22 protein-coding genes are annotated in these 22,148 nt (G+C 75.3%); 12 read left to right on the top strand and 10 right to left on the bottom strand.

Translation table 11 applies throughout. The features are described from left to right. Positions 1 to 102: 102 nt before the first annotated feature. Both ACW14Y_RS33670 and ACW14Y_RS33665 read right to left on the bottom strand, forming a co-directional pair. Positions 103 to 978, bottom strand: a complete 876-nt coding sequence (locus ACW14Y_RS33670; protein WP_266273228.1) for a hypothetical protein — start codon at positions 976 to 978, stop codon at positions 103 to 105. A gap of 115 nt (positions 979 to 1,093) precedes the next feature. Beyond that, positions 1,094 to 2,629 carry a hypothetical protein gene (locus tag ACW14Y_RS33665; protein ID WP_380309251.1) on the bottom strand — a complete coding sequence of 512 codons (1,536 nt, stop codon included), beginning with the start codon at positions 2,627 to 2,629 and terminating at the stop codon, positions 1,094 to 1,096. A gap of 160 nt (positions 2,630 to 2,789) precedes the next feature. On the opposite strand from ACW14Y_RS33665, the gene ACW14Y_RS33660 reads away from it, so the two are divergent. The 5 genes from ACW14Y_RS33660 (at position 2,790) to ACW14Y_RS33640 (ending at position 6,845) form a co-directional block, all read left to right on the top strand. Next, positions 2,790 to 3,563, top strand: a complete 774-nt coding sequence (locus tag ACW14Y_RS33660; protein ID WP_380389702.1) for an IPT/TIG domain-containing protein — start codon at positions 2,790 to 2,792, stop codon at positions 3,561 to 3,563. Positions 3,564 to 3,773: 210 nt separating this feature from the next. After that, positions 3,774 to 4,376, top strand: a complete 603-nt coding sequence (locus ACW14Y_RS33655; RefSeq protein ID WP_456984618.1) for a hypothetical protein — start codon at positions 3,774 to 3,776, stop codon at positions 4,374 to 4,376. Positions 4,377 to 4,492: 116 nt separating this feature from the next. Beyond that, positions 4,493 to 5,269, top strand: coding sequence for a LamB/YcsF family protein (locus ACW14Y_RS33650; protein ID WP_340635101.1), 777 nt, complete (start codon positions 4,493 to 4,495; stop codon positions 5,267 to 5,269). After that, positions 5,266 to 5,937 carry a 5-oxoprolinase subunit PxpB gene (gene pxpB / locus ACW14Y_RS33645; protein WP_456984616.1) on the top strand — a complete coding sequence of 224 codons (672 nt, stop codon included), beginning with the start codon at positions 5,266 to 5,268 and terminating at the stop codon, positions 5,935 to 5,937. Before ACW14Y_RS33650 ends, pxpB begins: the two co-directional genes overlap by 4 nt. Continuing rightward, on the top strand, positions 5,934 to 6,845 hold the full coding sequence (locus ACW14Y_RS33640) for a 5-oxoprolinase subunit C family protein (RefSeq protein ID WP_380389694.1): 912 nt from the start codon (positions 5,934 to 5,936) through the stop codon (positions 6,843 to 6,845). Before pxpB ends, ACW14Y_RS33640 begins: the two co-directional genes overlap by 4 nt. Here ACW14Y_RS33640 and ACW14Y_RS33635 read toward each other — a convergent pair. Both ACW14Y_RS33635 and ACW14Y_RS33630 read right to left on the bottom strand, forming a co-directional pair. After that, a complete protein-coding gene (locus tag ACW14Y_RS33635) occupies positions 6,826 to 7,782 on the bottom strand; it encodes an aminoglycoside phosphotransferase family protein (RefSeq protein ID WP_456984614.1) in 957 nt (318 codons plus the stop codon). The two genes, ACW14Y_RS33640 and ACW14Y_RS33635, sit on opposite strands and share 20 nt — an antisense overlap. Before the next feature lie 142 nt (positions 7,783 to 7,924). Next, the gene (locus tag ACW14Y_RS33630) at positions 7,925 to 8,686 is read right to left on the bottom strand and encodes an alpha/beta fold hydrolase (RefSeq protein WP_380443216.1); all 762 of its coding nucleotides are present in this window, start codon (positions 8,684 to 8,686) and stop codon (positions 7,925 to 7,927) included. A gap of 152 nt (positions 8,687 to 8,838) precedes the next feature. Here ACW14Y_RS33630 and ACW14Y_RS33625 point away from each other — a divergent pair, with 152 nt between their 5' ends. Beyond that, positions 8,839 to 9,372, top strand: a complete 534-nt coding sequence (locus tag ACW14Y_RS33625; protein WP_266314271.1) for a PadR family transcriptional regulator — start codon at positions 8,839 to 8,841, stop codon at positions 9,370 to 9,372. A gap of 129 nt (positions 9,373 to 9,501) precedes the next feature. Here ACW14Y_RS33625 and ACW14Y_RS33620 read toward each other — a convergent pair whose 3' ends face one another. Further along, positions 9,502 to 10,011 carry a DUF4396 domain-containing protein gene (locus ACW14Y_RS33620; RefSeq protein ID WP_402724911.1) on the bottom strand — a complete coding sequence of 170 codons (510 nt, stop codon included), beginning with the start codon at positions 10,009 to 10,011 and terminating at the stop codon, positions 9,502 to 9,504. Between ACW14Y_RS33620 and ACW14Y_RS33615 the strand changes: the two genes are divergently transcribed. The 3 genes from ACW14Y_RS33615 to ACW14Y_RS33605 all read left to right on the top strand — a co-directional run bounded on the left by ACW14Y_RS33615 (position 9,988) and on the right by ACW14Y_RS33605 (position 12,123). Continuing rightward, complete coding sequence (locus tag ACW14Y_RS33615; protein ID WP_456988431.1) at positions 9,988 to 10,176, top strand: hypothetical protein; 189 nt, start codon at positions 9,988 to 9,990, stop codon at positions 10,174 to 10,176. The two genes, ACW14Y_RS33620 and ACW14Y_RS33615, sit on opposite strands and share 24 nt — an antisense overlap. An 84-nt stretch (positions 10,177 to 10,260) precedes the next feature. Further along, positions 10,261 to 10,956, top strand: a complete 696-nt coding sequence (locus ACW14Y_RS33610) for a class I SAM-dependent methyltransferase (RefSeq protein WP_380389688.1) — start codon at positions 10,261 to 10,263, stop codon at positions 10,954 to 10,956. Positions 10,957 to 11,277: 321 nt separating this feature from the next. Continuing rightward, entirely contained in the window at positions 11,278 to 12,123 is an 846-nt protein-coding gene (locus ACW14Y_RS33605; protein WP_380310589.1) for an undecaprenyl-diphosphate phosphatase, read from the top strand. 100 nt (positions 12,124 to 12,223) lie between these two features. Here the strand turns inward: ACW14Y_RS33605 and ACW14Y_RS33600 are convergent, their stop codons facing one another. Next, a complete protein-coding gene (locus ACW14Y_RS33600) occupies positions 12,224 to 13,732 on the bottom strand; it encodes a HEAT repeat domain-containing protein (protein WP_380310581.1) in 1,509 nt (502 codons plus the stop codon). 281 nt (positions 13,733 to 14,013) lie between these two features. Between ACW14Y_RS33600 and ACW14Y_RS33595 the strand changes: the two genes are divergently transcribed. After that, entirely contained in the window at positions 14,014 to 14,457 is a 444-nt protein-coding gene (locus ACW14Y_RS33595) for a hypothetical protein (protein ID WP_380443979.1), read from the top strand. A gap of 105 nt (positions 14,458 to 14,562) precedes the next feature. On the opposite strand, the gene ACW14Y_RS33590 is transcribed toward ACW14Y_RS33595, so the two are convergent. Further along, a complete protein-coding gene (locus ACW14Y_RS33590; RefSeq protein ID WP_380310577.1) occupies positions 14,563 to 16,047 on the bottom strand; it encodes a DNA-binding protein NsdB in 1,485 nt (494 codons plus the stop codon). Positions 16,048 to 16,527: 480 nt separating this feature from the next. Here ACW14Y_RS33590 and ACW14Y_RS33585 point away from each other — a divergent pair, with 480 nt between their 5' ends. After that, complete coding sequence (locus ACW14Y_RS33585; RefSeq protein ID WP_380310575.1) at positions 16,528 to 17,748, top strand: aminoglycoside phosphotransferase family protein; 1,221 nt, start codon at positions 16,528 to 16,530, stop codon at positions 17,746 to 17,748. 57 nt (positions 17,749 to 17,805) lie between these two features. On the opposite strand, the gene ACW14Y_RS33580 is transcribed toward ACW14Y_RS33585, so the two are convergent. The 3 genes from ACW14Y_RS33580 to ACW14Y_RS33570 form a co-directional block, all read right to left on the bottom strand. Beyond that, a complete protein-coding gene (locus ACW14Y_RS33580; protein ID WP_380443981.1) occupies positions 17,806 to 19,038 on the bottom strand; it encodes an acyl-CoA dehydrogenase family protein in 1,233 nt (410 codons plus the stop codon). Between the two features lie 683 nt (positions 19,039 to 19,721). Next, positions 19,722 to 20,216 (bottom strand): hypothetical protein, encoded by a 495-nt coding sequence (locus ACW14Y_RS33575; RefSeq protein ID WP_030396879.1) that lies wholly within the window; start codon positions 20,214 to 20,216, stop codon positions 19,722 to 19,724. Positions 20,217 to 20,973: 757 nt separating this feature from the next. Beyond that, positions 20,974 to 21,210 carry a DUF397 domain-containing protein gene (locus tag ACW14Y_RS33570; protein ID WP_380389721.1) on the bottom strand — a complete coding sequence of 79 codons (237 nt, stop codon included), beginning with the start codon at positions 21,208 to 21,210 and terminating at the stop codon, positions 20,974 to 20,976. 391 nt (positions 21,211 to 21,601) lie between these two features. Between ACW14Y_RS33570 and ACW14Y_RS33565 the strand changes: the two genes are divergently transcribed. Beyond that, on the top strand, positions 21,602 to 22,012 hold the full coding sequence (locus ACW14Y_RS33565) for a PTS-dependent dihydroxyacetone kinase phosphotransferase subunit DhaM (protein ID WP_380310585.1): 411 nt from the start codon (positions 21,602 to 21,604) through the stop codon (positions 22,010 to 22,012). Positions 22,013 to 22,148 lie beyond the last annotated feature (136 nt).

Below are 22,148 nucleotides of genomic sequence, written 5' to 3'. Positions count from 1 at the left end.
GGTTCTCCAGGAGGCGGGTGGATGGGTCGGCTGGGGCGGTCCGGTGGGGGCCGGGGCAGAGGGCTGGGGGCTGAAAGCTGGGGCTGGGCCGGGGTGTCGGGACTAGAGCGAGTGGAACGGCAGTCCGGCGTCGGCGACCAGGTCGTCCCCGGTGTCCGGGGGCAGCAGGGAGGCGCTGCCGTCGGACACCGGCACGATGCCGAGGTCCAGCAGTTCGGCCATGGCGGCGCCGCCGGCCAGGTCGCGGACCTGGAGCTGGTAGCGGGCGGTGGTGCGGTAGGTGCCGCCGGCGTCGTCGGAGACCTTCTGCAGGAAGCCCGAGTCGACCAGGAACAGTACGGCCTTGGCGACGATGCCGATGGTCGAGCCGGAGAGCCGGCGGGCGTCCTTGGTGGCGCCGGTGGCGGTGCGCCGGGCCCAGACCCGCCAGGCGGCCTCCAGGCCGGGGGCGTCGCTCTGCGGGTCGGTGTTGTCGCCGTCGGCGGCGGCCTGCTCCTCCAGGCGGCGGCAGGCCTGGCGGACGAAGGCGTCGACGCCGTTGACGGTGATCCGGCCGAGGTAGCCGTCGTCGGAGAGGTCCTCGGGGCGGGGGAAGGCCATCGCGGCGACGGCCAGGTGGGCCAGGCCGTGGAGGAAGCGGTCGGTGGACTCGGAGGCGGCGCGGCGCGAGTAGTCGCCCATCCGGACGGCGAAGAGGGAGTCCTCGGCGGCGGCGACGGCCATGCCGGCGCGCGGGGAGACCTCCAGGACGACCAGGCCCATGCCGGTGGCGACGGCGTCGGCGAGGCGGGCGAACGGCGGGTCCTCGCGGTGGCGGCGGACGAGTTCGGCGTACTCGGTGTCGCGGGCGGGGAGCAGCTTGGCCTGGAGGCCGAAGGAGACCAGGCGGGCGGCGTCCGCGACGTCGGCCGGGGTGATCGGCGCGGGGGCGGCCGGTTCGGTCTCGGGCGCCCAGGACGTGTCGTGGTGGGTCGTCACGGGCGGTGCTCCTCGGGGGCGTTGCGGGTGTTCACGAGCGGGTGCTTCACGGGCGGGTGCTTCACGGGCGGCAGTACGGCCGGCGGTACGGGGCGGCCTCGGCCCGGGCCGGCGGTCAGCCGGCGTCCTTGCGGTCGGCGGCCATCCCGACCGCGTCGAGCAGGGCGCTGCCGACGACGAGGTCGGCGCCGCCGAACTCCGGGTCGTGCAGCGGGGTGCCGTCGTCGACCGCGAAGAGCAGCCGCTCCTCGCCCTGCCGGTAGGCGGTGCCGACCGGCGGGCTGGCCGCGTGCACGGCCAGCAGGGCGACCAGGTACGGGAGCTCCGGGTCCTGCCGACGGGCCTCGGCGAGCAGTCCGGAGAGCCGGCGGGGCGCGTCGGCGGGCAGGTCGAGCAGGACGAGCGCGGCCTCCAGCTGGGCCTCGGAGAACCGGCTGTCGTCCGGGGTGGCGACGAGGTCCGGGTCGGGCAGCTCGGCCCCGAGGTGCTCGCGCTCGACGGGCGGGGTGAGCAGCAGGTCGACGAGGTCCGCGACGCGCACCGAGACGGGGGTGCGCAGGCCGGTGCCCCGGGCGAAGAACGCGCCGGTGGGCCGGACGGCCTGCGCTATCGGCAGCCGGAGCACCGGGGCGAGCAGCTGGCCGTAGAGGTCGATGCCGCTGCGGGCGCCGGGGGTGGCGAAGGCCTGCCGGTCCTGCTCGGCGCGGAACAGCGGGCCCGCCTCCAGCAGCCTGGTCTGCAACTGGGTGTGGCGGCGGATGCAGTCCTTGACGATGTCGACCAGCTCGGCGGCGCGGCGCTTGTGCTCCGGGTCCTCGGCCTCGTCGCGGGCCTTGCGGATGTTGGTGAGAATCGCGTTCTCGTGCCGGTAGCGGTCGGCGATGTGGTCGAGCGCCTCGTCGATGAGGTCCGGGATCGCCTGCATCCAGTCGACGGCGCGGACGTTGCGGCGGGTGGCCTCCAGGGCGCGGCGCAGCGTCTCGGCGTACTGGACGGTGCGGTAGCGGGCCTGCTCGGCGGCGAGCTGGGCGTCGGCCAGCCGGCCGCGCCGGATCAGCACCTCCAGCTTGACCTCGGCGGCGATCTGGGCGGAGGTGACGTCGGTGTCCAGCGCGCCGACCAGGACGTTGACCGCCTCGTCGGTGGTGCGCAGGTAGACGCCGCCGTCGGGGCCCGGGACCTCCTCGATCAGCTTGAAGTCGTAGTCGCGGCGGACGTACTCGCCGTCGGCGCCGAAGGTGCCGTAGACGGCGCGGAAGCCCCGGTCGACGCTGCCGACGTTGATCAGGGACTCCAGCACCCAGCGGCCGACCCGCTGGTGCTCGGCGACGGGGCGGCCGGGTGCCTGGGCGGCGACCCGGGGCAGCAGCCGGGCCAGCACTATCTCGCGGTCGGCGCCGGTGTCGAAGTCCATGTTGAGGGTGACGAGGTCGATCGCGGCGAGCCCGACCTCGGCCATCGCGTAGCCGCCGTACTCGCCGGCCAGCATCACCTTGCGGTTGTCCAGGTCGTGCAGGGGCGCGGTGCAGGCCAGCGCCTTGAGCCGGCGCGCCAGGCCCTCGTCGGCGGCGGGGCCGGGCGCGGGCCGCGCGGCGGCGACGGCGGGCCCGGCGGGCGGCCGGGGGCCGTGCTCGGTGGGCTGGTCGGCGATGACGGTCACGGTGGACAAGAGTAGAGGCAGGCCCCGACATCGACCGAAACGGACCTTCCGGACAGGCCCGCGGGCGGGGCCCCTCCGGGCCACCCGCGGTTAGAACTCGCTTTCGAGAAAAGCCTCCCGATGATCCCCGGGCTCGGCCATGATGCTTCGTATGATCACCAGACTGGTTCGAGGCGGCCTCGCCGCCGCACTGGCCGTGACCACACTCACCGTCGCCGCCGCCACCGTCGCCACCGCCGCGCCCACCGCCGTCGCGGCCACCGTGAGCGGCCCGAACGTCACCGTGACGCAGGCCGGCAACTACCCGATCTTCCCGGTCGACAACACCAACTTCGGCGTGACCTGGAAGTCCACCGGCACCACCGACGTCACCGGGGTGACCCGGCTGACCGTCGACCTGCCGCCCGGCCTCACCACCACCGGCGCGCTGATGTACTCCACCCCGTACGACTACACCTTCACCCAGACCGTCTCCCCCGACGGCCGCCGCCTGGAGGCCGTGTTCACCGGCACCCGGGCGCCCGGGCGCAGCGACTTCATGAAGGTCCAGGTCAGCTCGCACGGCACCCGGCCGTCCGGGGTGATCACCGTCACGGCGGCCAACAAGGACGACGTCGACCCGTCCGACAACGTCTCCCGCTACCTGCTGGGCAGCGGGCTCCAGGCGCCGGTGACCCCGGCCGCGCCCGCCGTCACCGCGCTCGCGCCGAGCACCGGCCCGGCCGCCGGCGGCACCGCGGTGACGATCACCGGCACCGGTCTGACCAACGGCTTCGCGCTGTTCGGGAACACCCCGGCGAGCGGCAGCTGCACCGACACCGCGTGCGTGGTCACCGCCCCGGCCGGCTCGGGCACCGTCCCGGTCACCCTGGTCACCCCGGGCGGCTCCGCCGCGACGCCGACGGGCTTCACCTACACGCCCTGACCCCGGCCCCTCCCGAGCGTCCACTCGGGCCCGGTACCCGCCACGGGCACCGGGCCCGAGTGCGTCCGGCCGCCTTCGGGACGCCTCCGCGGCACCCCCGGGGCACCTCCGCCCGAGCAAGTTGAACATGTTCAATTGCGAGGTCTAGAGTCACTCCCGTGCAGGCGGGAGCAGCCCGACCTGCCTCTCCTCGGCATGGGGTGGACGCAGATGAACGACGCGACCGACAACGACCGGACGGCCCTGCGAAGGGTCCGGCGCCTGCTCTGGGCATTCGTGGTCTGCCTGGTCCTGAGCGGGCTGACCGCCTTCCCGCTGGAGAGCGAGACCCGCTGGCTCGCCGACCTGGCCGCCGGCCCCGGCGCCCCGGTGACCGAGCGCTTCCCCGCCCTTCTGGAGTGGATCGTCCGGGTCCGGGACGGCATCGCCGAGACCAACGACCGCTACCCCTTCCTCGCCTACGGCACCGACTGGCTCGCCTTCGCCCACCTGGTGATCGCGGCGGCGTTCGTGGGGCCGCTCAAGGACCCGGTGCGCAATGTCTGGGTGATCCGCTGGGCCGTGCTGGCCTGCGCCGGGATCCTCCCGCTCGCGCTGATCTGCGGGCCGCTCCGGGGCATCCCGCTGTACTGGCGCTTCATCGACATGTCGTTCGGAGTGGTCGGCGTCGTCCCGCTGCTGCTGGTGCTGCGGGCACTGCGGCCGCTGGTCGAACGGGCCGAGGCGGCCGCGCGGGTGGCCCGGCTCCCCGAAGGTCCGCGGTCGACCGACCCGACCGGGCCCGCACACGGAACGGCCCCGGCGGCGGGCTGACCGTCACCCGGGGCGGGCCGACCGCTGCCGGAGGGCCGACCGACCGTCACCGGGGGCGGGACGATCGGGCGCAGGCCCTACCATCTGCCTCAACAGCTGCTGGGAGGCGGACGGGCGTGACCGAAGCGGTGATCGATCTCAATGCGGACCTCGGCGAGGGGTTCGGACGCTGGACGCTGACCGACGACGAGGCCCTGCTCTCGGTCGTCACCAGCGCCAATGTCGCCTGCGGCTTCCACGCCGGAGACCCGTCCACCATGCGCCGGGTCTGCTCACTGGCCGCCGAACGCGGCGTCAGGATCGGCGCCCAGGTCTCCTACCGGGACCTCGCCGGCTTCGGCCGCCGGGCCATGGACGTGCCGCCGGAGGAGCTCGCCGACGAGATCGCCTACCAGATCGGCGCCCTCCAGGTCTTCGCCCGCGCCGCCGGCTCCCGGGTCTCCTACGTCAAGCCGCACGGCGCCCTCTACAACCGGGTGGTCGCCGACTCCGAGCAGGCCGAGGCCGTCGTCGCCGGGATCCTGCGGGCCGGGGCGGTCTGCGACGGGCCGCTGCCGGTCCTGGGCCTGCCCGGCTCCCGGCTGCTGGCGGTCGCCGGGGACGTCGGACTGCCGGTGGTCACCGAGGCGTTCGCCGACCGCGCCTACACCTGGGCCGGCACCCTCGTCCCGCGCCGCGAACCGGACGCCGTGGTGCACGACCCCGGGACGGTCATCACCCGCGCGGTCGGCATCGCCCGCGACGGCGCCGTGGACGCGATCGGCGGCGAACGGATCGCCGTCGAGGCGCGCTCGCTCTGCGTCCACGGCGACACCCCCGGGGCGGCCCAGCTCGCCTGGCGGATCCGGGGGGCACTCGCCTCGGCGGGGGTCCGGGTGGAGGCCTTCGCGTGACGTCGGGCGGCGCTCACGACCCGGCCGCCGGCGGCCCCGGTCCGGTGCTGCGCCCCGTCGGGGAGCGCGCGCTGCTGGTCGAGCTGCCCGGCGCCGCCGAGGTCACCGCCCTGTACGGCTGGCTGCGCGAACGGCAGTCGGCCGGCGAGCTGCCGCCGGTGGAGGAGATCGTGCCCGCCGCGCACACCGTGCTGCTGGACGGCGTGGCCGACGTCCCCGCGCTCGCCCGACTGCTGCGCACCGCCCGTCCGGACCGGGCGGCCACCGCCGTCGGTCCGCTGATCGAGGTGCCCACCGTCTACGACGGCGCCGACCTCGCCGAGGTGGCCGCGCTGTGGGGCGTCCGGCCCGAGGAGGCCGTCCGGATCCACATCGCGCCCGAGTACGTGGTGGCGTTCTGCGGCTTCGCCCCCGGCTTCGGCTACCTCACCGGTCTGCCGGCGCGGTACGAGGTGCCGCGCCGGGCCACCCCGCGCAGCGCCGTCCCGGCCGGTTCGGTCGCCCTGGCCGGGCCCTACACCGGCGTCTACCCGCGCTCCTCCCCCGGCGGCTGGCAGCTGCTGGGCCGCACCGCCCTCCCCCTCTGGGACACCGGCCGCACCCCGGCCGCGCTCCTCGCCCCGGGCACCAGGGTCCGCTTCACCCCGGTCCGGGCAGGCGCCCGATGACGGCCGGGACGGCGGCGGTGCGCGGGGCGACCGGGACGGACGGGGTGGCGGACGGGCTGGTCGTGCTGCGGCCGGGACCGCTCACCACGGTGCAGGACCTGGGACGGCGCGGCGTCGCGCACCTCGGGGTGCCGAGGGCCGGGGCGGTGGACGAACCGGCACTGCGGGCGGCCAACCGCCTGCTCGGGAACGGACCCGGGTCCGCCGCCCTGGAGACCACCCTGGGCGGAGTCGCCGTGCGGGCCCTGCGGCCGCTGCTGGTCGCCGTGACCGGGGCCCCCTGCCCGGTCCGGGTGGACGGCCGGCCCGCCGCCTGGGGCGCGCCGGTCCCGGTGCCCGCGGGCGCGGTGCTCGACGTCGGCGCCGCGACCGCCGGGGTGCGCGCGTACCTGGCCGTGGCCGGCGGGATCGCCGTCCCGCCGGTGCTCGGCAGCCGCTCGGCCGACCTGCTCTCCGGGCTCGGCCCGGCCCCGCTGTCCGCCGGCGACCGCCTGCCGGTCGGCCCCCGGCCGCCCCACCGGGCGACGCCGGAACTGGTCCCGCTGCCCGCTCCCCCGCGGGAGCTGGTGCTGCGACTGCGGCTCGGCCCCCGGGCGGACTGGTTCACCCCGGACGCCCTCGCCCGGCTCGCCCGCGACACCTACCGGGTCTCCCCGGCCGCCAACCGGATCGCACTGCGCACCGAGGGCCCGCCGCTGGTCCGCGCCCGGGTCGGCGAACTCCCCAGCGAGGGCATGGTGCTGGGCGCCGTACAGGTCCCGCCGGACGGGCTCCCGGTGGTCTTCCTGGCCGACCACCCGACCACCGGCGGCTACCCCGTCGTCGGCGTGGTGCCCGCCGCCGACCTCGCGGCCGCCGCGCAGTCCCGCCCGGGCACCCCGCTGCGTTTCACCGTCCTGGCCGGGTGATCCGCGAGCCGTCCTCGCGACCCGACAGTGCCTCGGCGATCGTCCGCTGCGTCCCGTCGATCACCGACCCGCCGTCCGCGAGGTCCCAGAGGACGTTCTGCAGGACGCGGGCGAGGGTCCAGCGGACGGCACGGGGGCGGTCCAGCGCGAGGCGGTCGGTCAGCAGGTCGAAGCGCAGGCGCAGGGCGCGCGGGAGGTCGCCGGTGGCGGCGAGGTCGGACCAGCGGTTCCCCAGGGCCGGGAGGAGCTCGAAGCCGGGGTCGCCGGCCAGCGGCTTGGGATCGATGGCGAGCCAGGGCGCCCGGGGACCGGGGGCCGTCGGGGCGAGCACATTGCCGTAGTGCAGGTCCCAGTGCAGCAGGCGGTCGCCCGGCTCGGGCCGGACCTCGCGGAGGGCGGCCGCCAGATCCGCCAGCAGTCGGCGGTCGTCCTCCCCCGCCAGCCGCTCGCGCGCGGCCGGGACCTCCGCCAGCAGGCCGTCCGCGACCTCGGCCAAGGTCCTCAGCCCGGGCGGGGCCCGATGGCCCGTCAGCTCCGCCAGCAGGTCGGCGAGGACGAGGGTGGCGGCCCGGTCGTCGGGGAGGGCGAGCAGGGAGCGGGCCGGGTCGAGACGCTCCAGCAGCATCGACCCGGTCGCCGGGTCGTGGTCGAGCAGCCGGACGGCGCCCCGGCCGCCCCAGGCCCGCAGGGCGAGCGGCTCGCCCGCCGTCTCCTCGTCCACGCGCTGGAGTTTGAGCACGGCGCGGGAGCCGTCGGCCCGCCGGACGGGCAGGACCAGCGCGACCGCACCGTGCGCGGGCGGGCCGTCGGGGCGCAGCCCCCAGCGGTCCGCCGCGGCCGCCGCGAGCGCGGGCAGCCCCTCGGCCCAGACGCGGCCGTCGGTGCCGTGGCACTCGACGAGGGAGGCGACCAGCGCCTCGGGGACCTGGATCGGCACGACGGGAACACTCCTCGCGGAAGTCGGGCGGCGGACAGACGGGCCCACGCGCCGACGGCGGACGGCGGACGGCGGACGGCGGACGGGCAGGACAGGCAGGACGGGCAGGACGGGCAGGACGGGCAGGACGGGCAGGACGACGCTACGCCAGGGCGGCCGCGGTGACCTCGGCGAAGCCGTCCGGATTGTCGATCATGATGTTGTGCCCGCAGTCCGGCACCGCCACCAGCGCCACCCCCGACTCCCGGAGCGGCTCCGCCCCGGCCGGCTCGCCGTCGGCCTCGGGATAGAGGAAGGTGCGCGGCACGTCCAGGCCCCGCAGCTGCTCGCGCAGGGTCGGCACCGTCCCCCGGCAGCGGTGGACGGCGGTGCGGTGCAGCGCCTCGGGCCCGGCGAGCCGCATGGTGGCCCACCAGAACGGGCCGACCCACCGCTCCACCTGCTGCCGACCGCCGGCCAGGTACTCCTCCTCGGTGAAACTGGCGAGCCCGCTGCCGCCCGGGGTCCGGGCCGGGGCGACCGGGTCGAGGACCGAGTCGACCAGGACCAGCCGGTCGACCAGCCCGGGGTGCCGGTGGGCGAGCAGGATCGCCACCGCGCCGCCCAGGCTGTGGCCGATCACCTCGACCCGCTCCGCCCCCGCCGTCCGGACGGCCGCCGCGACGGCGTCGGCGTGCGCCTCCAGGGTGTACGAGAAGTCGGTGGGCCGGTCGCTGATCCCGAAGCCGAGCAGGTCGAGCAGCAGCGCGCGGTGGCCGGTGAGCAGCGGGTGCGCGGCGGCCGCGGCGTAGTAGACGGGCGAACTGGAGCCGAGGCCGTGCAGGTAGAGGCGGACGGGCTCCTTGCCGGGGACCTCCACCCAACGGATCCGGTCGCCGTTCGGGGTGACGGTGGCATCGCGCACGGTCGTACTCCTTCTGCTGTCGACGAAGGGCTCCGGCAGTCGCTCCCGGGGCCGCCGCCTTCCGGGTCCTCCCGGGGCGGCGGAGCGACCATACCTCGGAGTCGAGGTACAGCAATACCGATATATCTCGGTGGATCTGGCAGAGTGGGCCCATGCTGAAGCTCGCGATCCTCGGGTTCCTCCACGACCGGCCCCTGCACGGCTACGAACTGCGCCGCCACCTCGCCGCGCTCACCGGTCACGTGCGGCCGATCAGCGACGGCACGCTCTACCCGGCGATCAAGCGCCTGGAGACCGACGGACTCCTCGTCCGCTCGACCGAACCCGGCGCGGCGGCCGCCCCCCGGCACACCCTGCGGCTCACCGACGCCGGCCGGTCCACCCTGCTGGACCGGCTGCGCACCCCGGACGAGCTGGACGTCAGCGACGAGAACCGCTGGTTCACCGTGCTCGCCTTCCTCCGCCACCTCGACGGCGAGCCCGCCGCGCAGGCGGCCGTGCTCCGGCGGCGCCTCGCCTTCCTCGACGAACCGGCCAGCTTCTTCTACGACGGGGACCGGCCGATCGGCGCCGAGGAGACCACCGACCCGTTCCGCCGGGGGATCCTGCTGATCGCCCGCGCGACCACCGCCGCCGAGCGGGACTGGCTGCGCACGACCCTCGCGGAGCTCGACCGCCCGGCCTGAACGGGGCCCGGCCTCCGGGCACACGAAAACGCCGCGGCCCGCGCCGACCCCCTACGGAGGGGTCGGCGCGGGCCGCGGCGTCCGGTGCGGCGGGCAGCGCCGGTGGACCGGTCGGTACCGGCGGAGCGATCAGTGCTGGTGGTAGGCGTGGACCACGGCGTGGCCGCGCCCCTTGCCGATCATCCACCGGTTGACCGGGACGGTCAGAACGAAGGCCAGGACCAGCGAACCGGCCAGTGCGAGCCAGAACAGGACGTCGCCGAGACCGGCGTCCATGGCACCGGGCACGGTCACCATCACGGTGTTGTCGATGATCTCCATGACGATGATCGAGACGGTGTCGGCGGCCAGCGCGACCTTCACCGCGGTGCGGACGTCCAGACCCGCCTTGAGCACGCCGCGCATGGTCAGCGCGTAGCCGAAGACGAAGGCAAGCAGGACCGAGAGCACCACGGTGCCGCCGTTGTGCAGGCCGAAGGCGGTGCCGAGCACCATGCCGAGGATCTCGCCGATGGCGCAGCCGGTGAGGCAGTGCAGGGTCGCCTGCGCGGCGGCCGCCCAGGTCACGCCCCCGCCGCCGTGCCCGTGGTGTGCGTGGTGCGTGTGCTCCGCGTGATGTTGATGCTGTTCGTGGTCCATGTGCTGCCCATGCTCCTCGTGCCGCTCGTGGCCCGCACCGTGCCCGTGCTGCCCGTGCTGCTCGTGGTGGTCGTGACCGCTGTGCTGCCGCTCGTGCTGGGCGGGGTGCGCCATGTCGTCCTCCAGGTACTCGTTCCTTCGCCGTGCTGCCCGGCTCGTCGATGACTGTATACCCCCGGGGGGTATCTGCCAAGCCTCGTTCGACCCGCCTTCTTCCCACCGCGCGCCGCCCGTGCTCGGATGGTTCGCATGACCGACGAACGACGCGAGGGATACGACGGCACCGGCCCCGGGGCGATCACCCCGGACGGATGCGCGGTCGAGATGTACGAACGACTGCCGGTCCGCGACGAGGTCGAGGTGATCGCCGGCGCCGTGCCGCCCGGCGCGAGCCTGCTGGAACTCGGCTGCGGTGTCGGCCGGATGACCCACCCGCTGGTGGAGCAGGGCTTCCGGGTGACGGCGGTGGACGAGTCCGCGCCGATGCTGGAGCGGATCCGCGGGGCCCGCACGGCGCTCTCCCCGATCGAACGGCTGGACCTCGGCGAACGCTTCGACGTCGTCCTGCTCGCTTCCTTCCTGGTACACGCCGGCAGCCTCGCCGTCCGCCGGGGCCTGCTGGAGACCTGCCGCCGGCACGTCGCCCCGGACGGCTGCGTGCTCGTCCAGCGCGAGGGCGAGGACTGGCAGACGAACGTCCCGCGCGAGCGGGCGCTCGGGGAGAACGGCCTGGTCAGGGTGGACTCGGTGACACCCATCGGCGACGGGGTGAACCGGGTCCACGTGGTGTACGAGTTCCCGGACGCCCGGTGGACCCAGACCTTCCCGTCCCGCCCGATGGACCGGCCCGAGTTCGAACGGTCGCTCGCCGAGGCCGGGCTGACGGTCGACACCTATCTGACCGCGGACCGGACCTGGGTGCGGGCCCGACCGACGGCCGGCTGAGCCGTACCCGGGCGGCGGCTCGGCGGCGGCCGGGCAGCGACCGGGCCGCACCCGGGCGAAAGGGGAGGAAGCGGGGAGGAACGGGGCGACGGCCGGTGCGCCGGAGGTGGGGCGGGCGAAAAGCTGTCACCTGAACGGCGTAGCATCAGGCGGACGCCGGGCCCGCGCGCGGCCCGAGCGCCGGGCGGGACCGGTCGTTCGCCTGCCATCGGACCGCGCCGCTGGACCGCGCCGACCGGTTCGCAGGGCCGTTCCCGCACCGACCAACAAGGAACGCTTCATGCGCATCGACCGACGGATACCCCGGGCGGGTGTCCGGTGATCGACTGGTTCCACGGGGCCGTCCTAGGCCTGATCCAGGGGCTCACCGAGTTCCTCCCGATCTCCTCCAGCGCCCACCTCCGGGTCTTCCCCGCCCTGTTCGGCTGGCAGGACCCGGGAGCGGCGTTCACCGCGGTGACGCAGCTCGGCACCGAGACCGCCGTGCTGATCTACTTCCGCCGCGACATCGCCGCGATCATCAAGACCTGGACGCTCTCGCTGTTCCGGCCCGCGCTGCGCTCGCACCAGGACGCCCGGATGGGCTGGTTCGTGATCATGGGCACGCTGCCGATCGGCATCCTGGGCAAGCTGTTCCAGGACACCATCGAGCAGGACCTGCGCGATCTGCGGATCATCGGCAGCACGCTGATCCTGTTCGGTGTGGTGCTCGCGATCGCCGACCGCACCCGGGCGGTCCGGCACGCCAAGCCGATCTCCGAGCTGACCCTGCCGCACGCGGCGACGTACGGCATGGCCCAGGCGCTCGCCCTGATCCCCGGCGTCTCCCGCTCCGGCGGCACGATCAGCGCCGGTCTGCTGCTCGGCTACAGCCGCGAGGCGGCGGCCCGGTACTCGTTCCTGCTGGCGATCCCGGCCGTGCTGGCCTCCGGCCTGCTGGAGCTGTTCAAGATCGGCGAGGGCCCGGCACCGGCCTGGGGGCCGACCATCCTGGCCACCGGGATCGCCTTCGTGGTCGGATACGCGGCGATCGCCTGGTTCCTGAAGTACATCTCGAACAACAGCTTCATGCCGTTCGTGATCTACCGGATCGCGCTCGGCATCCTGATCATCGTCCTGGTGTCCGTGGGCACCCTGGCGCCGGACGCCGGCGTGGTCGCGAAGTAGAACCGGGTTCCATTCCAATCACCCGGACCCCGGGAACGACGGAGCGGGCCGGTCCACCCCTGGTGGACCGGCCCGCTCCGTCGTTCTGCGGCTCGGTCGCCTACCGGCTCCGCTCGCGGGCCGAGGTGAGCCGGCCGCGGACGGCGGCGTGGACCTCGGCCTCCTCGGCCGGATCGGCGGCGAGGCGGCGCAGGCGCTCCAGCACGCGGGCGTCGCCGGTGGTGGCGACGTGCCTCGCGGCGAGCTCCCGGGTGGACTCCTCGCAGTCCCAGAGGCACTCGACGGCCGGCCCCTCCGGGAAGTGCACATCGGTGGCGGCGAGCGCCCGGGCGGCGCGGCCGCGCAGCTCCGAGGAGACGGCTTCACCGTAGATGTGGCGCAGGACCGGGACGGCCTCGGTGGCGGTCAGCCGCCCCGCGCCGTCGACCAGCGTCCCCAGCCCGGCGTCGGCGCCGGACACCCCGTGCAGCAGGACCCAGCGGCGCAGCCCGCCCACCACCAGCGGGGCGTCGGTGGGCTCGCCCGCGTCGGCCAGCAGCCGGACGGCGGCCTCGCCGAGGGCGCTGTCGGCGCCCCCGGTGGCCGGATCGGCCCAGCGGCGGGCGTGGGCCAGCGCCTCCGGACCGCGCATCCGCCCGAGCAGTTCCAGGGCGAACCGGACCAGCCGGTCGTCGACCTCCGCCGCGGCGGCCTCGATCAGCCCGGCCGCGGCCGGATCCTGCCGGTCGACGAGGTGGCGCAGCGCCGCCCGGCGGGCACCGGGCAGGCCGGTGCGGGCCGCCTCCAGTACCTCGGGCCGGTCCTCCGGCCGGACCACGGCGGCCAGGCAGCGGGCGGCGGCGGCGGCGCGGCGGTCCACCGCGTCCGGACCGGGGCCGCCGTCGTGCGAGGCGCCGGAACGCACCGGGCCGCCGGCGAAGGCCGCGGCACCGAGACTGCCGAGCTCGCCCTGGTCGGCCCAGGCCAGGACATCGGTGGTGGACCAGCCCGGGGTCACACCGCTGCGGTTCAGCTGGCGCTGCCACACGTCGAAGGGGGCCTGCTCACTGGCGGCCGCGACTCTCGGGTGGTAGGCGGCCCAGAGCCGCCAGGGCCTGGGCTCGTACGCGCTGCGGACGGTCTCGCGCAGCTCGGCGTCGCCCTCGGGGCCCGGGGCGAAGCGGTCCAGTACCGCCGTCCCGAGCAGCAGCAGGCCCCGGTCGTCGTCGCGCAGCGCGAGCTCGTCCAGCGCCCAGGCCCAGCTGGTGCCGGTGGCGGCGTACTCGCGGAGCATGAGCAGCGCGTCCCGCCGGCCGTACGCGGCGAGGTGGCCCAGGACGGAGAGCGCGAGGCCGGTGCGGGCCTCGTCCTCGTCGAGGAGGTCCTCCGGTGAGTGGAGGTGGTCCTCGATCCCGTCGAGCGGCGCCTCCAGCTCCATGTAGAGGCGCGCGTAGTAAAGGGAACGGTTCTCGACCTGCCAGTCGGCCCGCGGGTCCCTGGTGACGCACTCCTCCAGCGCGGCGATGGCCTCGGTGCGGTCGGCGGCCAGCGCATGGAGCTGCCCGTCACCGCGACCTCGCTGCAGGAGGCCGAGGAGGCTGGCACTGGGTGCTATCACTGGCTCGAACATGAGGTCAGCATCCGTTGCGGCGGTCGTAGTGGCAACGGGATTTCCGTCGCCGGGGTCTGTGGTGGGTACTGCGGTGGGCGCCCGGGCGCCGGAATCACCGAAGGTTACCGCCTCGGGCAGCCCGTCGCACACAGGGCGACCGGCCCTTTGTGCGCACTGGCATATGCCGGGGGAACTTTGACGGCGATCTGTCCAAATCGCCCACAAGGGTGAGACCGCTGTGCGACAGTCGATGCCACCACGCACCGGCCGCTCTCCACGAACGGACCACTGGACTCACCATGCAGAAGTCGCCCACGACCGGCCCACCCGTCGCGCCCCCGAACGAGGGCGCGACGGACGGCGAGGGGCCGGTGGGCGAAAGAGTGGACAGCGCCATCCGTACCTCGACCGGCGCGGCCGTCATCGGCTCCGCCGAGTGGGACCTCCTCACCGACGACGTCCGCTGGTCCGCCGAGGCCTACCGGCTGCTCGGCTGCGACCCCGGACACGGACCGCTCAGCCTCGACCGGCTGCCCGACCGCCTGAGCGAGGCGGACCGGCCGCAGCTGCGCCGGATGATGACCGACGCGCTGGTGCACGGCCGGTACGCCTTCGGCACCCTCCAGGTCCGGCGGCCCGACGGCGGGCTCGGCATGATCGAGTGCACCGGCGAACCCGTACTGGGCCTCGACGGCACCGTCACCGCACTGCGCATGCTGCTGCGCCCCGCGAACCCCTCCTGACCCACCGGTCCGCACAGCACCGGCGCGCACAGCACCGGGCCGCACAGCACCGGCACGCGCCACCGGTCCTTCCCGCCCCGGGCACCCGGCCGCCGCCGGGCCCGGTCAAGCCCGCGCGGGCCGCTTCTTCGCGTCCGCCGCCCGCAGCTCCCGCCCCAGCTGCTCCCGCAGCTCGTCCACCACCGACACCCCCCGGTAGCGCGCGGTCAGCCGGTACATCTCCCGCAACCGGTCCCAGGTGCGGTGCGAGGAGTTCTGGCCGATCAGGTTCAGCACCAGCTTGCACTGGGTGTCCGCCGCGTCGGGCTCCCCGGTGAGCCAGTGCACCGAGGCCAGCGTGATCCGGTCGAACAGCGCCGACCGCAGCTGCCCCGTCCCCTCCCGCAGCCGGATCACCCGCTCGGCGTGCCGACGGGCCTGCTCGGCGGCCGCCAGGTCGTGCTCGGCGAGCGTCCGCAGCACCAGCGCCTGCATCCCGCGCAGCTCCGCCTCGTCGAAGACCTGCATCCAGGACGGCGGCGGACCGTCCGGGTCCTCGGTGAAGAGCTCCTCCGCCTCGCCCAGCAGCCGCCAGGTCGCCTGCGACTGCCCGATCGAGGCGTGCGCCCAGGCCTCCACGGTGTTCAGCATGGCGCGCGTCCTCGGCAGCATCCGGCCCCCGCTCGCCTTGGCCGCCGCCATCAGGCCGATCGCCTCGTCCGCCCGCCCCAGGTGCACCATCTGGCGCGCCGCCCGGGAGATCGCCTCCCCGGCCCGGGGCCGGTCGCCGGCCTCCCTGGCCGAGTCCGCCGCCAGCATGAAGTACTTCTGGGCGGTCGGCTCCAGGCCCACGTCGTGCGACATCCAGCCCGCCAGCACCGCCAGGTTGGCCGCGACCAGCCACAACCGCTGGGTCACGGCCGGACTGTGCCGGTGCGTCAGCAGGCCGCCCACCTCGTTGAGCTGGCCGACCACCGCCTTGCGCTGCAGGCCGCCGCCGCGGGCCGCGTCCCAGGCCCGGAACACGTGCACCGAGCGCTCCAGCGCCTCCACCTCGTCGAGCCCGACCGGGCCCGGGTCGTACAGGTCCACCACCGGGCGGGCACCGCCCTGGGCGAGCACCGGACGCGGGCCGGGCGCCGAGGCCGCGTAGGCGACCTCGGCCCCTCCCAGCCAGCCCTTCAGCGAGTCGGCGACGACCGCCCCCGCCGTGAGCGCGGCACCCGCGCCCACCAATCCACGTCGGTTCAGCATGAGGTCCATTCCCGTGAACTCGGTGAGGACCGCGGCCGTTCGATCCGGCTCCCATGGTGACGAGGTGGCGGACTGCGCCGCTCCGGTCCTGGTGGGCCGGTGTCGTTCCAGACCGAGGTCCTCAGTGGTGACGACACGGCCGAGCCGCTCCGTGAACACGGCTGCCAGTACCCTCGGCACCGGATCGCGCGGGATCTCCCCCTGCTCGATCCACCGCCGCACCCGCGAGGTGTCGGTGGACAGCTGCTGCTGTCCCATCGCGGCACCGCGCCTGTTGACCAGCCGTGCGAGCTCGCCCTTCGACCATCCGGTCAGGACGAACAGATCGGCGAGTCGGGTGTTGGGTCCCCTGCTCACGTGAAGCCCCCAGGTTCCTCGGCTGGTTCGAGGCTAGAGGCTCCGTCATGTGCCGGGCGAGCATTCGCCAGGCTTCGCCAGGGTCCGCCACATTACCAACCACCGGCATCCGGGTGTGATGTAGAGGTGCGCCACCTCGACCCCCGGGTCGGGCGGTGTCCCAGGCCGGTACGGGGTTCCCCCGCACGGGTCACGGGGCACCCCCGGTCCTCACCCGAGGGGGTGGCGCGGCCGGGTGGCGCGGGAGCGCCGGGCACGGCCGCGGCAGTACCGGCCGACCGCATTCCCCAGGGTGCGGACGGCCGGTCCACCGCCGCAGCACGGGGCTCCGGCCCCGGCGTCCGTGCCCGGCGCCCGTGCACCACCCGACCGATCGAGCCAGGGCCGCCGTCACGCCAGGAAGCACGCGGCACCGGCCCTCCCCGCAACCCCCTGCGGGGCCGCACCCGCAGACGGACAGGAAGGGACCACCCTCACCCCATGTACTCCTCAGCGACCTCCCCGACGCCGACCACGACCCGCACCGCGCTGCGCCCCCCCACCGCAGCCGTCGGCCGTCCCGGCCCGAAGCAGGTCCCGCCGCCGTCCCGGCCCGCCGCCCCGCGCGCCGCCGACGGCCGGCCCGGGGACGCGCGGGGCCAGGCCGCCCGGACCGCGCTGGGACTGCGCCCGGCCGAGACCGCCGGCCCCCGCCTGCCCGGCGCCCGGATCCCCGCCGTCCGCCCCGGCGACGGCCGGCTGCTGCGGCCGCCGACCCGCCCGGGCCAGCCCATGACGCAGGAGCGGATCGACCCCTCCGCGCTCCAGACCCCGGCCGTCCGGGCCGCGCTCGCCGGGGTCGCGCGGATATGCCCCGCCTTCACCCCGCGCCAGGTGCTGCGCGAGGGGAGCCGCCACATCCTGGTGGCGGGCACCATCGGCCGGGCGCCGGTGGTGGCCAAGTGCCTCGCCCCGCAGGCCGTCCGGAGCGAGTACTTCGAACAGCTGGTCGCCGACTTCCACCACGAGGTCGCGGTCTACCGGGCCTTCGTGCGGCACCGTCCGCCGGTGCGGCTGCCCCGGCTGGTGGCCGCCGACCACGACCGCTGCGTGCTGGTCATGGAGCGCGTCCCCGGGCGGCCGGCCGCCCGGGAGCGCCACCCGGTCAACGCCCCGACGCCCGGCGAGGTGCGCGCGCTGCTCACCGCCGTCCGCACGCTCAACCTGTGGCGCCCGCCGACCGACGTCTTCCAGCCGCGGCTGGACTACCAGTTGGAGATCGCCCGCTACCACTCGGTGGGCCAGCTCACCGACCGGGACGCCGGCGACCTGCGCGGTCTGCTGCACGGGCTCGGCCACGGTCCGCTCCAGCTCTGCCACGGCGACGCGCTGCTCAGCAACATGCTGCTGGCGCCGTCCGGACCGGTGCTGGTCGACTGGGAGCAGGCCGGCTGGTACCTGCCCGGCTACGACCTCGCGGTGCTCTGGAGCGTCCTCTCCGGCGACACCGCGGCCCGTCGGCAGATCAGCCAACTCGCCCAGAGCGGCGGCACGATGGCCCGGGACGCGTTCCTGGTGAACCTGGTGCTGGTGCTGATGCGGGAGATCCGGCTCTACGACGTGCCGGGCGCCGGCGAGGAGCAGCGGATCATGATCCGCCGGCTCTACGACGACGCCGCGCTGGCCCGCCGGGCCGTCCGGGCCGCCGTCGGGACACGGTGAGGCCCGCCCGGCCCGCCGCCGTCCGGCGCTCCTCCGGACGGCGCCCCGGCCCGCCGGTCAGTGCCGCGCGCCGCGCTCCAGGGCGGCCCGACCGGCGGCCTCCAGGACGGCCTCGTCCGGGGCCAGATGGACCCGGCTGCTGAGCACGTCCCGCAGGTACCGCTCCAGCGGGTGACGCCGGCTCAGCCCCGGGTTCCCGGTGAGCGAGACGGCCTGCTGGACGGCGGCCGTCGCCGCCCGGGTGGCCAGCAGGTGCGCCGGCCCCGTCCGGGCCACCGCCTCCGGCTCGGCCCGGTCCACCCGCGCGGCCAGACCGTGGACGAGTTCCTCGGCACCGATCAGCTGGGCCTCGATCTCGCCCAGCGCGCTGCGGTAGCGGGGCAGGCTGCCGAGCGGTTCGGTCAGATTGGCCGGAGTTCGCTGGTGCAGGAAGCGGACCAGCCAGTCCTGGGCCGAGCGGGCCACCCCGACGGCCACCGCGGAGAGCGCCAGATCGTGCCAGGCCCGGGCCAGTTCGGCCGCCGGGACGGCAGCGGCGGCGGAAGCGGCCGCTCCCTTTCCGGAGCCGCCGGGCGGGTTCAGGCCGAGGGCCAGTTCGGCCGGCACCCGCACCTCGTCGAGCACCACGTCGTGGCTGGCACTGGCCCGCAGGCCGAGCTGGTCCCAGGTCGGATCGACCTCCAGGCCCTCGCTCTCGCCGCGCACCAGGAAGGTGCCGGTCCGGGGCACCGGCTCGTCGGTCCGGGCGGTCACCGCCATCCAGGCGAGCGCCTCGGCGCCGGTGCAGTACGTCTTGCGGCCCGTCAGCAGCCAGGCCTCGCCGTCCCGTCTCGCCACCGTGGCCGGCGGCTCGCCCTCGCGGCTCCCGGGCTCCGCCCGCAGGGTGTTGACCAGGGCCGGACCGCGCCGGGACTCGGTGAGCAGCCGCCGGTAGCCGGCCGTCGGCCAGCCCGACGTCCTGGCCTGCTCGGCGTGCTGGAGCAGGGTGAAGGCGGTGACCACGGCCACCGAGGCGTCCCCGCGCCCGAGTTGGGCCAGCACCTGGACGGTGTCGGCGAGGGTGCCGCCGGGACCGCCGTAGCGGGCGCCGACGGTCAGGGTCAGCAGTCCGGCCTCGTGCACCGCCTCTATGCCCTGGTAGGGGAAGGTCGCGTCGCGGTCGTGCTCCTCGGCCCGGGCGGCCAGCAGGTCGACGACCCGGGGCAGTCCGGCGAGGGCGGCCTCGACGGCGGAGGGAGCGGGGCCGGGGGACGGGGCGGCGGGCGACTGGTCGGCAGCGACGGTACTCATGGGGCTGGGGCCTCCGGGGCGGCAGCGTGGGCTCGGGGTCCGTACCCGCCGACGGGGCTCGGGCCCGGTGCCGACGGTCGACGCGGCCACGCCTCCGCTGTCGTCGGGGGCTCGGCCGTTCCACTGTCGGCGCCGGCACCCCCGTCGACTGGTGCGGGGAATGGCGGGCGGCACGCCGGGACGGGCGCGCGGTACCTGGTGGCGGCCCGGGACTCCGGCTCGATGCCCACCCCGGGATCCGGGGCCCGGCACAGGGGCCGCCCCCGGATCGGCGCCGGCCGCTCGGCCGGACACCCGCTGCCTCGGGGACGAATCCCCCTCAGTGACCCGGACACGCCGCGCTGGCGGTGCGCCGCAGGTCGAGGTAGCTGCGACGGGTCAGCAGCGGGAGAGGGCACGGCATGTTCGCGACTTTACGAAGCCGTGATCGAAGCCGTCAAGCAGCGTCCGGGGCCCGGACGGGGCGGAGCGGCCCAGGTCGGGGCGGAAATCGCGACGGTCGCCCCGGCGGGCGCCACCGCGGACCTCGCGGCCGGCGTCCCGATGAACATCTGGGTGAACATCCGGGTCGGCCACATGCCCGTACGCGTGGCTGCACGCGTGGCCGACGGCCCGACGGACGCCCCGGAGGGTGGCCGAACGGGAAACGGAACGCCGCCCTCCGGGCCGTCGCCCCGGCTTGTTCAGCCCTGCTGGAACATGTCCGCGGGCAGCGGCTTGAGCAACTGGTAGAGATCGTCCGAAATCGGCCGGTCCCAGGAGGCGATGGTGACCTGCACGCCGTCACTCCGGCCGAACTGGGCACAGAAGACCCGGCCCTCGCTGACCTTGACCTTCTTCACGATCAGCAGATCGTCCCCGAGCATGACGGGGAAGTCCTCCGCCGAGACGAAGTCGACCGGTTCCTCGTTCTCCAGGGCCGCCAGCAACTGACGCACCTCGAAAGGCACGCTGTCGCCGGTCTCGCGGGCCGGCGAGCCCTCGGGGAGGTTGCCGATGAACATCGCCGGGCCTCTGCCGCCGAACAGGTCGTAGCGCAGGAAAATCCCCTGGCAGGCGCCGTCCGGGCCGGTCATCATGGCTGCACCGAAGTCACCGGGCCAGTCGCCCGGGTCCATGGCGAGCACGTCGAAGTCCGGGCCGGTGGGCTGACCGGAGCGACGGCGGAGAAAAGACATGGGAACATCGTACGTGCCCGCCACACCGCGCTCGCGGGGTGGGTGGGGCGCCGGACGGAGATCCACGCTCAGAGACCAATGTTGACTCTGAGCAACCGTCCGGGCTACGTTCGGTTCAGCACGGCAGCCGTTCTGGGTTTCACCCTCCGGGGGGACGGCCTGTCGCAACGCGGCCCTACACGCGTTTCCCTCACTGTGCACACCGTCGTGCCGAGCACCCAGCTCCGCCGTCGCGCCGCACAGTACACAAGCCAACAGTTCCATGTTTCACAGGCAAGGCCTGCGGGGCCCCGGCCCGTCGCTCCCGCAGACCTGCTCGGGACGCCGCCGCGTGGGGGCGTGCGGGTCCCGAGCACGGTGCCGCCCCTGAGTCGCTCTCGGGGACCGGCGCCATCCTCCCGGCGACTGCCGGCCCCTTGTGGGCCGGGACCGGCCGACGCACCCCCGGTGCGCAGAGGGATGACTGGGAGGAGGCTCGGCAGCGCTGCCGGGTCGCACAGCAGGCGCCGTGTCTGGCCGCGTGGGGGCGGTGGGCACGGCGTCTGCCTGTGCTCATACTCTGAGCTGCGTTTGTCCAGCAGTCAACAGAAATTATGACGGGGCACGTTCAAATGTGATCGGAATGATGACCACCGGAGACCTTCGGGGGCGTACGACCGTCCCTCGGACACCCCCGAGGGGTATCTGACCGCCGAGCCGGGTGCCGCCTCGGCCGCCCGGACCGGCGCCCCGCGAGGGGCCCCGGCCCCGGATCCGGTCAGCCGAGGTCGAACTCGCCGTCCCGCGCGCCCAGCACGAAGGCCCGCCACTCCCCCGGCGTGAACACCAGGATCGGGCCGTCCTCCTGACGGCCGTCCCGCATGCCGATGTACCCGTCCACGAAGGCGATCTGGACGTCCCCGACGCCCTGGCTGCTGAAGAGCCAGGTCGCCCCGGTGAAGTCCACCTTCGGCTTCCCGCTCGCGGCCGGCTCCACCGCCTCGGTCGCCTCCACCCCGGTCCCGCTGTTGGCTGCCACTGCTGCTCTCCTCCCGACGGCCTGAACGCGCCCAGCCTAGTCACCGCCGCGACCCCGGTCAGCGGGATCACCAGGTCTCCACCGGTGGCGGAGGGCGGATCACCGACGACGCCCCGCGCCCCGGCGCACCCCTCGGGGGCGCGTGTCGTGGAGGGGGGCGCGTGTCCCGCGCTCGCGCGCGGCTGGCGAACTGCCAGAGTGTGGGGAGCCCCCGACCGAACGCCCCGAGGAGCAACCGATGAGCCGCCGGGACGGCACCCGCGCCGATGTCATCCCCATCTCCGAGGCCGCCTCGGCGCACCCGCCGGCGCCCCGCACCCCGCCCGCACCCACCCCGCTGCCCCGGCCCACCCCCGGCCGGCCGCCCGTGCACGGCCGGGTCGGGGTCGTCCTGGTCTCGCACAGCCAGGAACTCGCCAACGCCGTCCGCGCCCTGGCACTCGGACTGACCGCCGACGGCGCCCCCGCCCCGGTGGCCGGCACCGGCGGGGACCTCGTCGCCGGCCCCGGCATCAGCGCGGTGCTCGTCGCCGCCGCCACCCGCCGGGTCGACCAGGGGCACGGCGTGGTCGTCCTGGCCGACCTCGGCGGCGCGGTGACCACCGTCCGGGCACTGCTCGCCGAGGCCGACGAGCACGGTCTGCCGTTCCCGGTGCGGTTCGCCAACGCCCCGTTCGTCGAGGGCGCGGTGGCCGCGGTGGCCACCGCCACGGCCGGCGGCGACCTCTCGGCGGTGCTGGACGCCGCCGAGGAGGCGTACCGCCAGCCCAAGGGCTGACCGGGCCGGGGCGCCGACGGGGCGGGGCCGCCGACGGCCCCGGGCGGCCCCCGGCGGCCGCTTCCGGCCTCCTCCGACCGTTCTCGGGCGTTCCGGCACACGGCGGGTGACCGCGCGGCTACCATCGGCGCGGGGC

Source organism: Kitasatospora sp. cg17-2 (assembly GCF_054031055.1).
This window is presented reverse-complemented; position numbering and strand designations above follow the sequence as displayed.

What these genes read in the sequence shown, in the direction of transcription:
- ACW14Y_RS33660 (WP_380389702.1), top strand. Translation starts at nt 2,790, where the DNA reads ATGATCACCAGACTGGTTCGAGGCGGCCTCGCCGCCGCACTGGCCGTG.
- ACW14Y_RS33655 (WP_456984618.1), top strand. Translation starts at nt 3,774, where the DNA reads ATGAACGACGCGACCGACAACGACCGGACGGCCCTGCGAAGGGTCCGG.
- ACW14Y_RS33640 (WP_380389694.1), top strand. Translation starts at nt 5,934, where the DNA reads ATGACGGCCGGGACGGCGGCGGTGCGCGGGGCGACCGGGACGGACGGG.
- ACW14Y_RS33625 (WP_266314271.1), top strand. Translation starts at nt 8,839, where the DNA reads ATGCTGAAGCTCGCGATCCTCGGGTTCCTCCACGACCGGCCCCTGCAC.
- ACW14Y_RS33615 (WP_456988431.1), top strand. Translation starts at nt 9,988, where the DNA reads ATGTTGATGCTGTTCGTGGTCCATGTGCTGCCCATGCTCCTCGTGCCG.
- ACW14Y_RS33620 (WP_402724911.1), bottom strand. Translation starts at nt 10,011, where the DNA reads ATGGACCACGAACAGCATCAACATCACGCGGAGCACACGCACCACGCA.
- ACW14Y_RS33610 (WP_380389688.1), top strand. Translation starts at nt 10,261, where the DNA reads ATGACCGACGAACGACGCGAGGGATACGACGGCACCGGCCCCGGGGCG.
- ACW14Y_RS33600 (WP_380310581.1), bottom strand. Translation starts at nt 13,732, where the DNA reads ATGTTCGAGCCAGTGATAGCACCCAGTGCCAGCCTCCTCGGCCTCCTG.
- ACW14Y_RS33595 (WP_380443979.1), top strand. Translation starts at nt 14,014, where the DNA reads ATGCAGAAGTCGCCCACGACCGGCCCACCCGTCGCGCCCCCGAACGAG.
- ACW14Y_RS33585 (WP_380310575.1), top strand. Translation starts at nt 16,528, where the DNA reads ATGTACTCCTCAGCGACCTCCCCGACGCCGACCACGACCCGCACCGCG.
- ACW14Y_RS33580 (WP_380443981.1), bottom strand. Translation starts at nt 19,038, where the DNA reads ATGAGTACCGTCGCTGCCGACCAGTCGCCCGCCGCCCCGTCCCCCGGC.
- ACW14Y_RS33575 (WP_030396879.1), bottom strand. Translation starts at nt 20,216, where the DNA reads ATGTCTTTTCTCCGCCGTCGCTCCGGTCAGCCCACCGGCCCGGACTTC.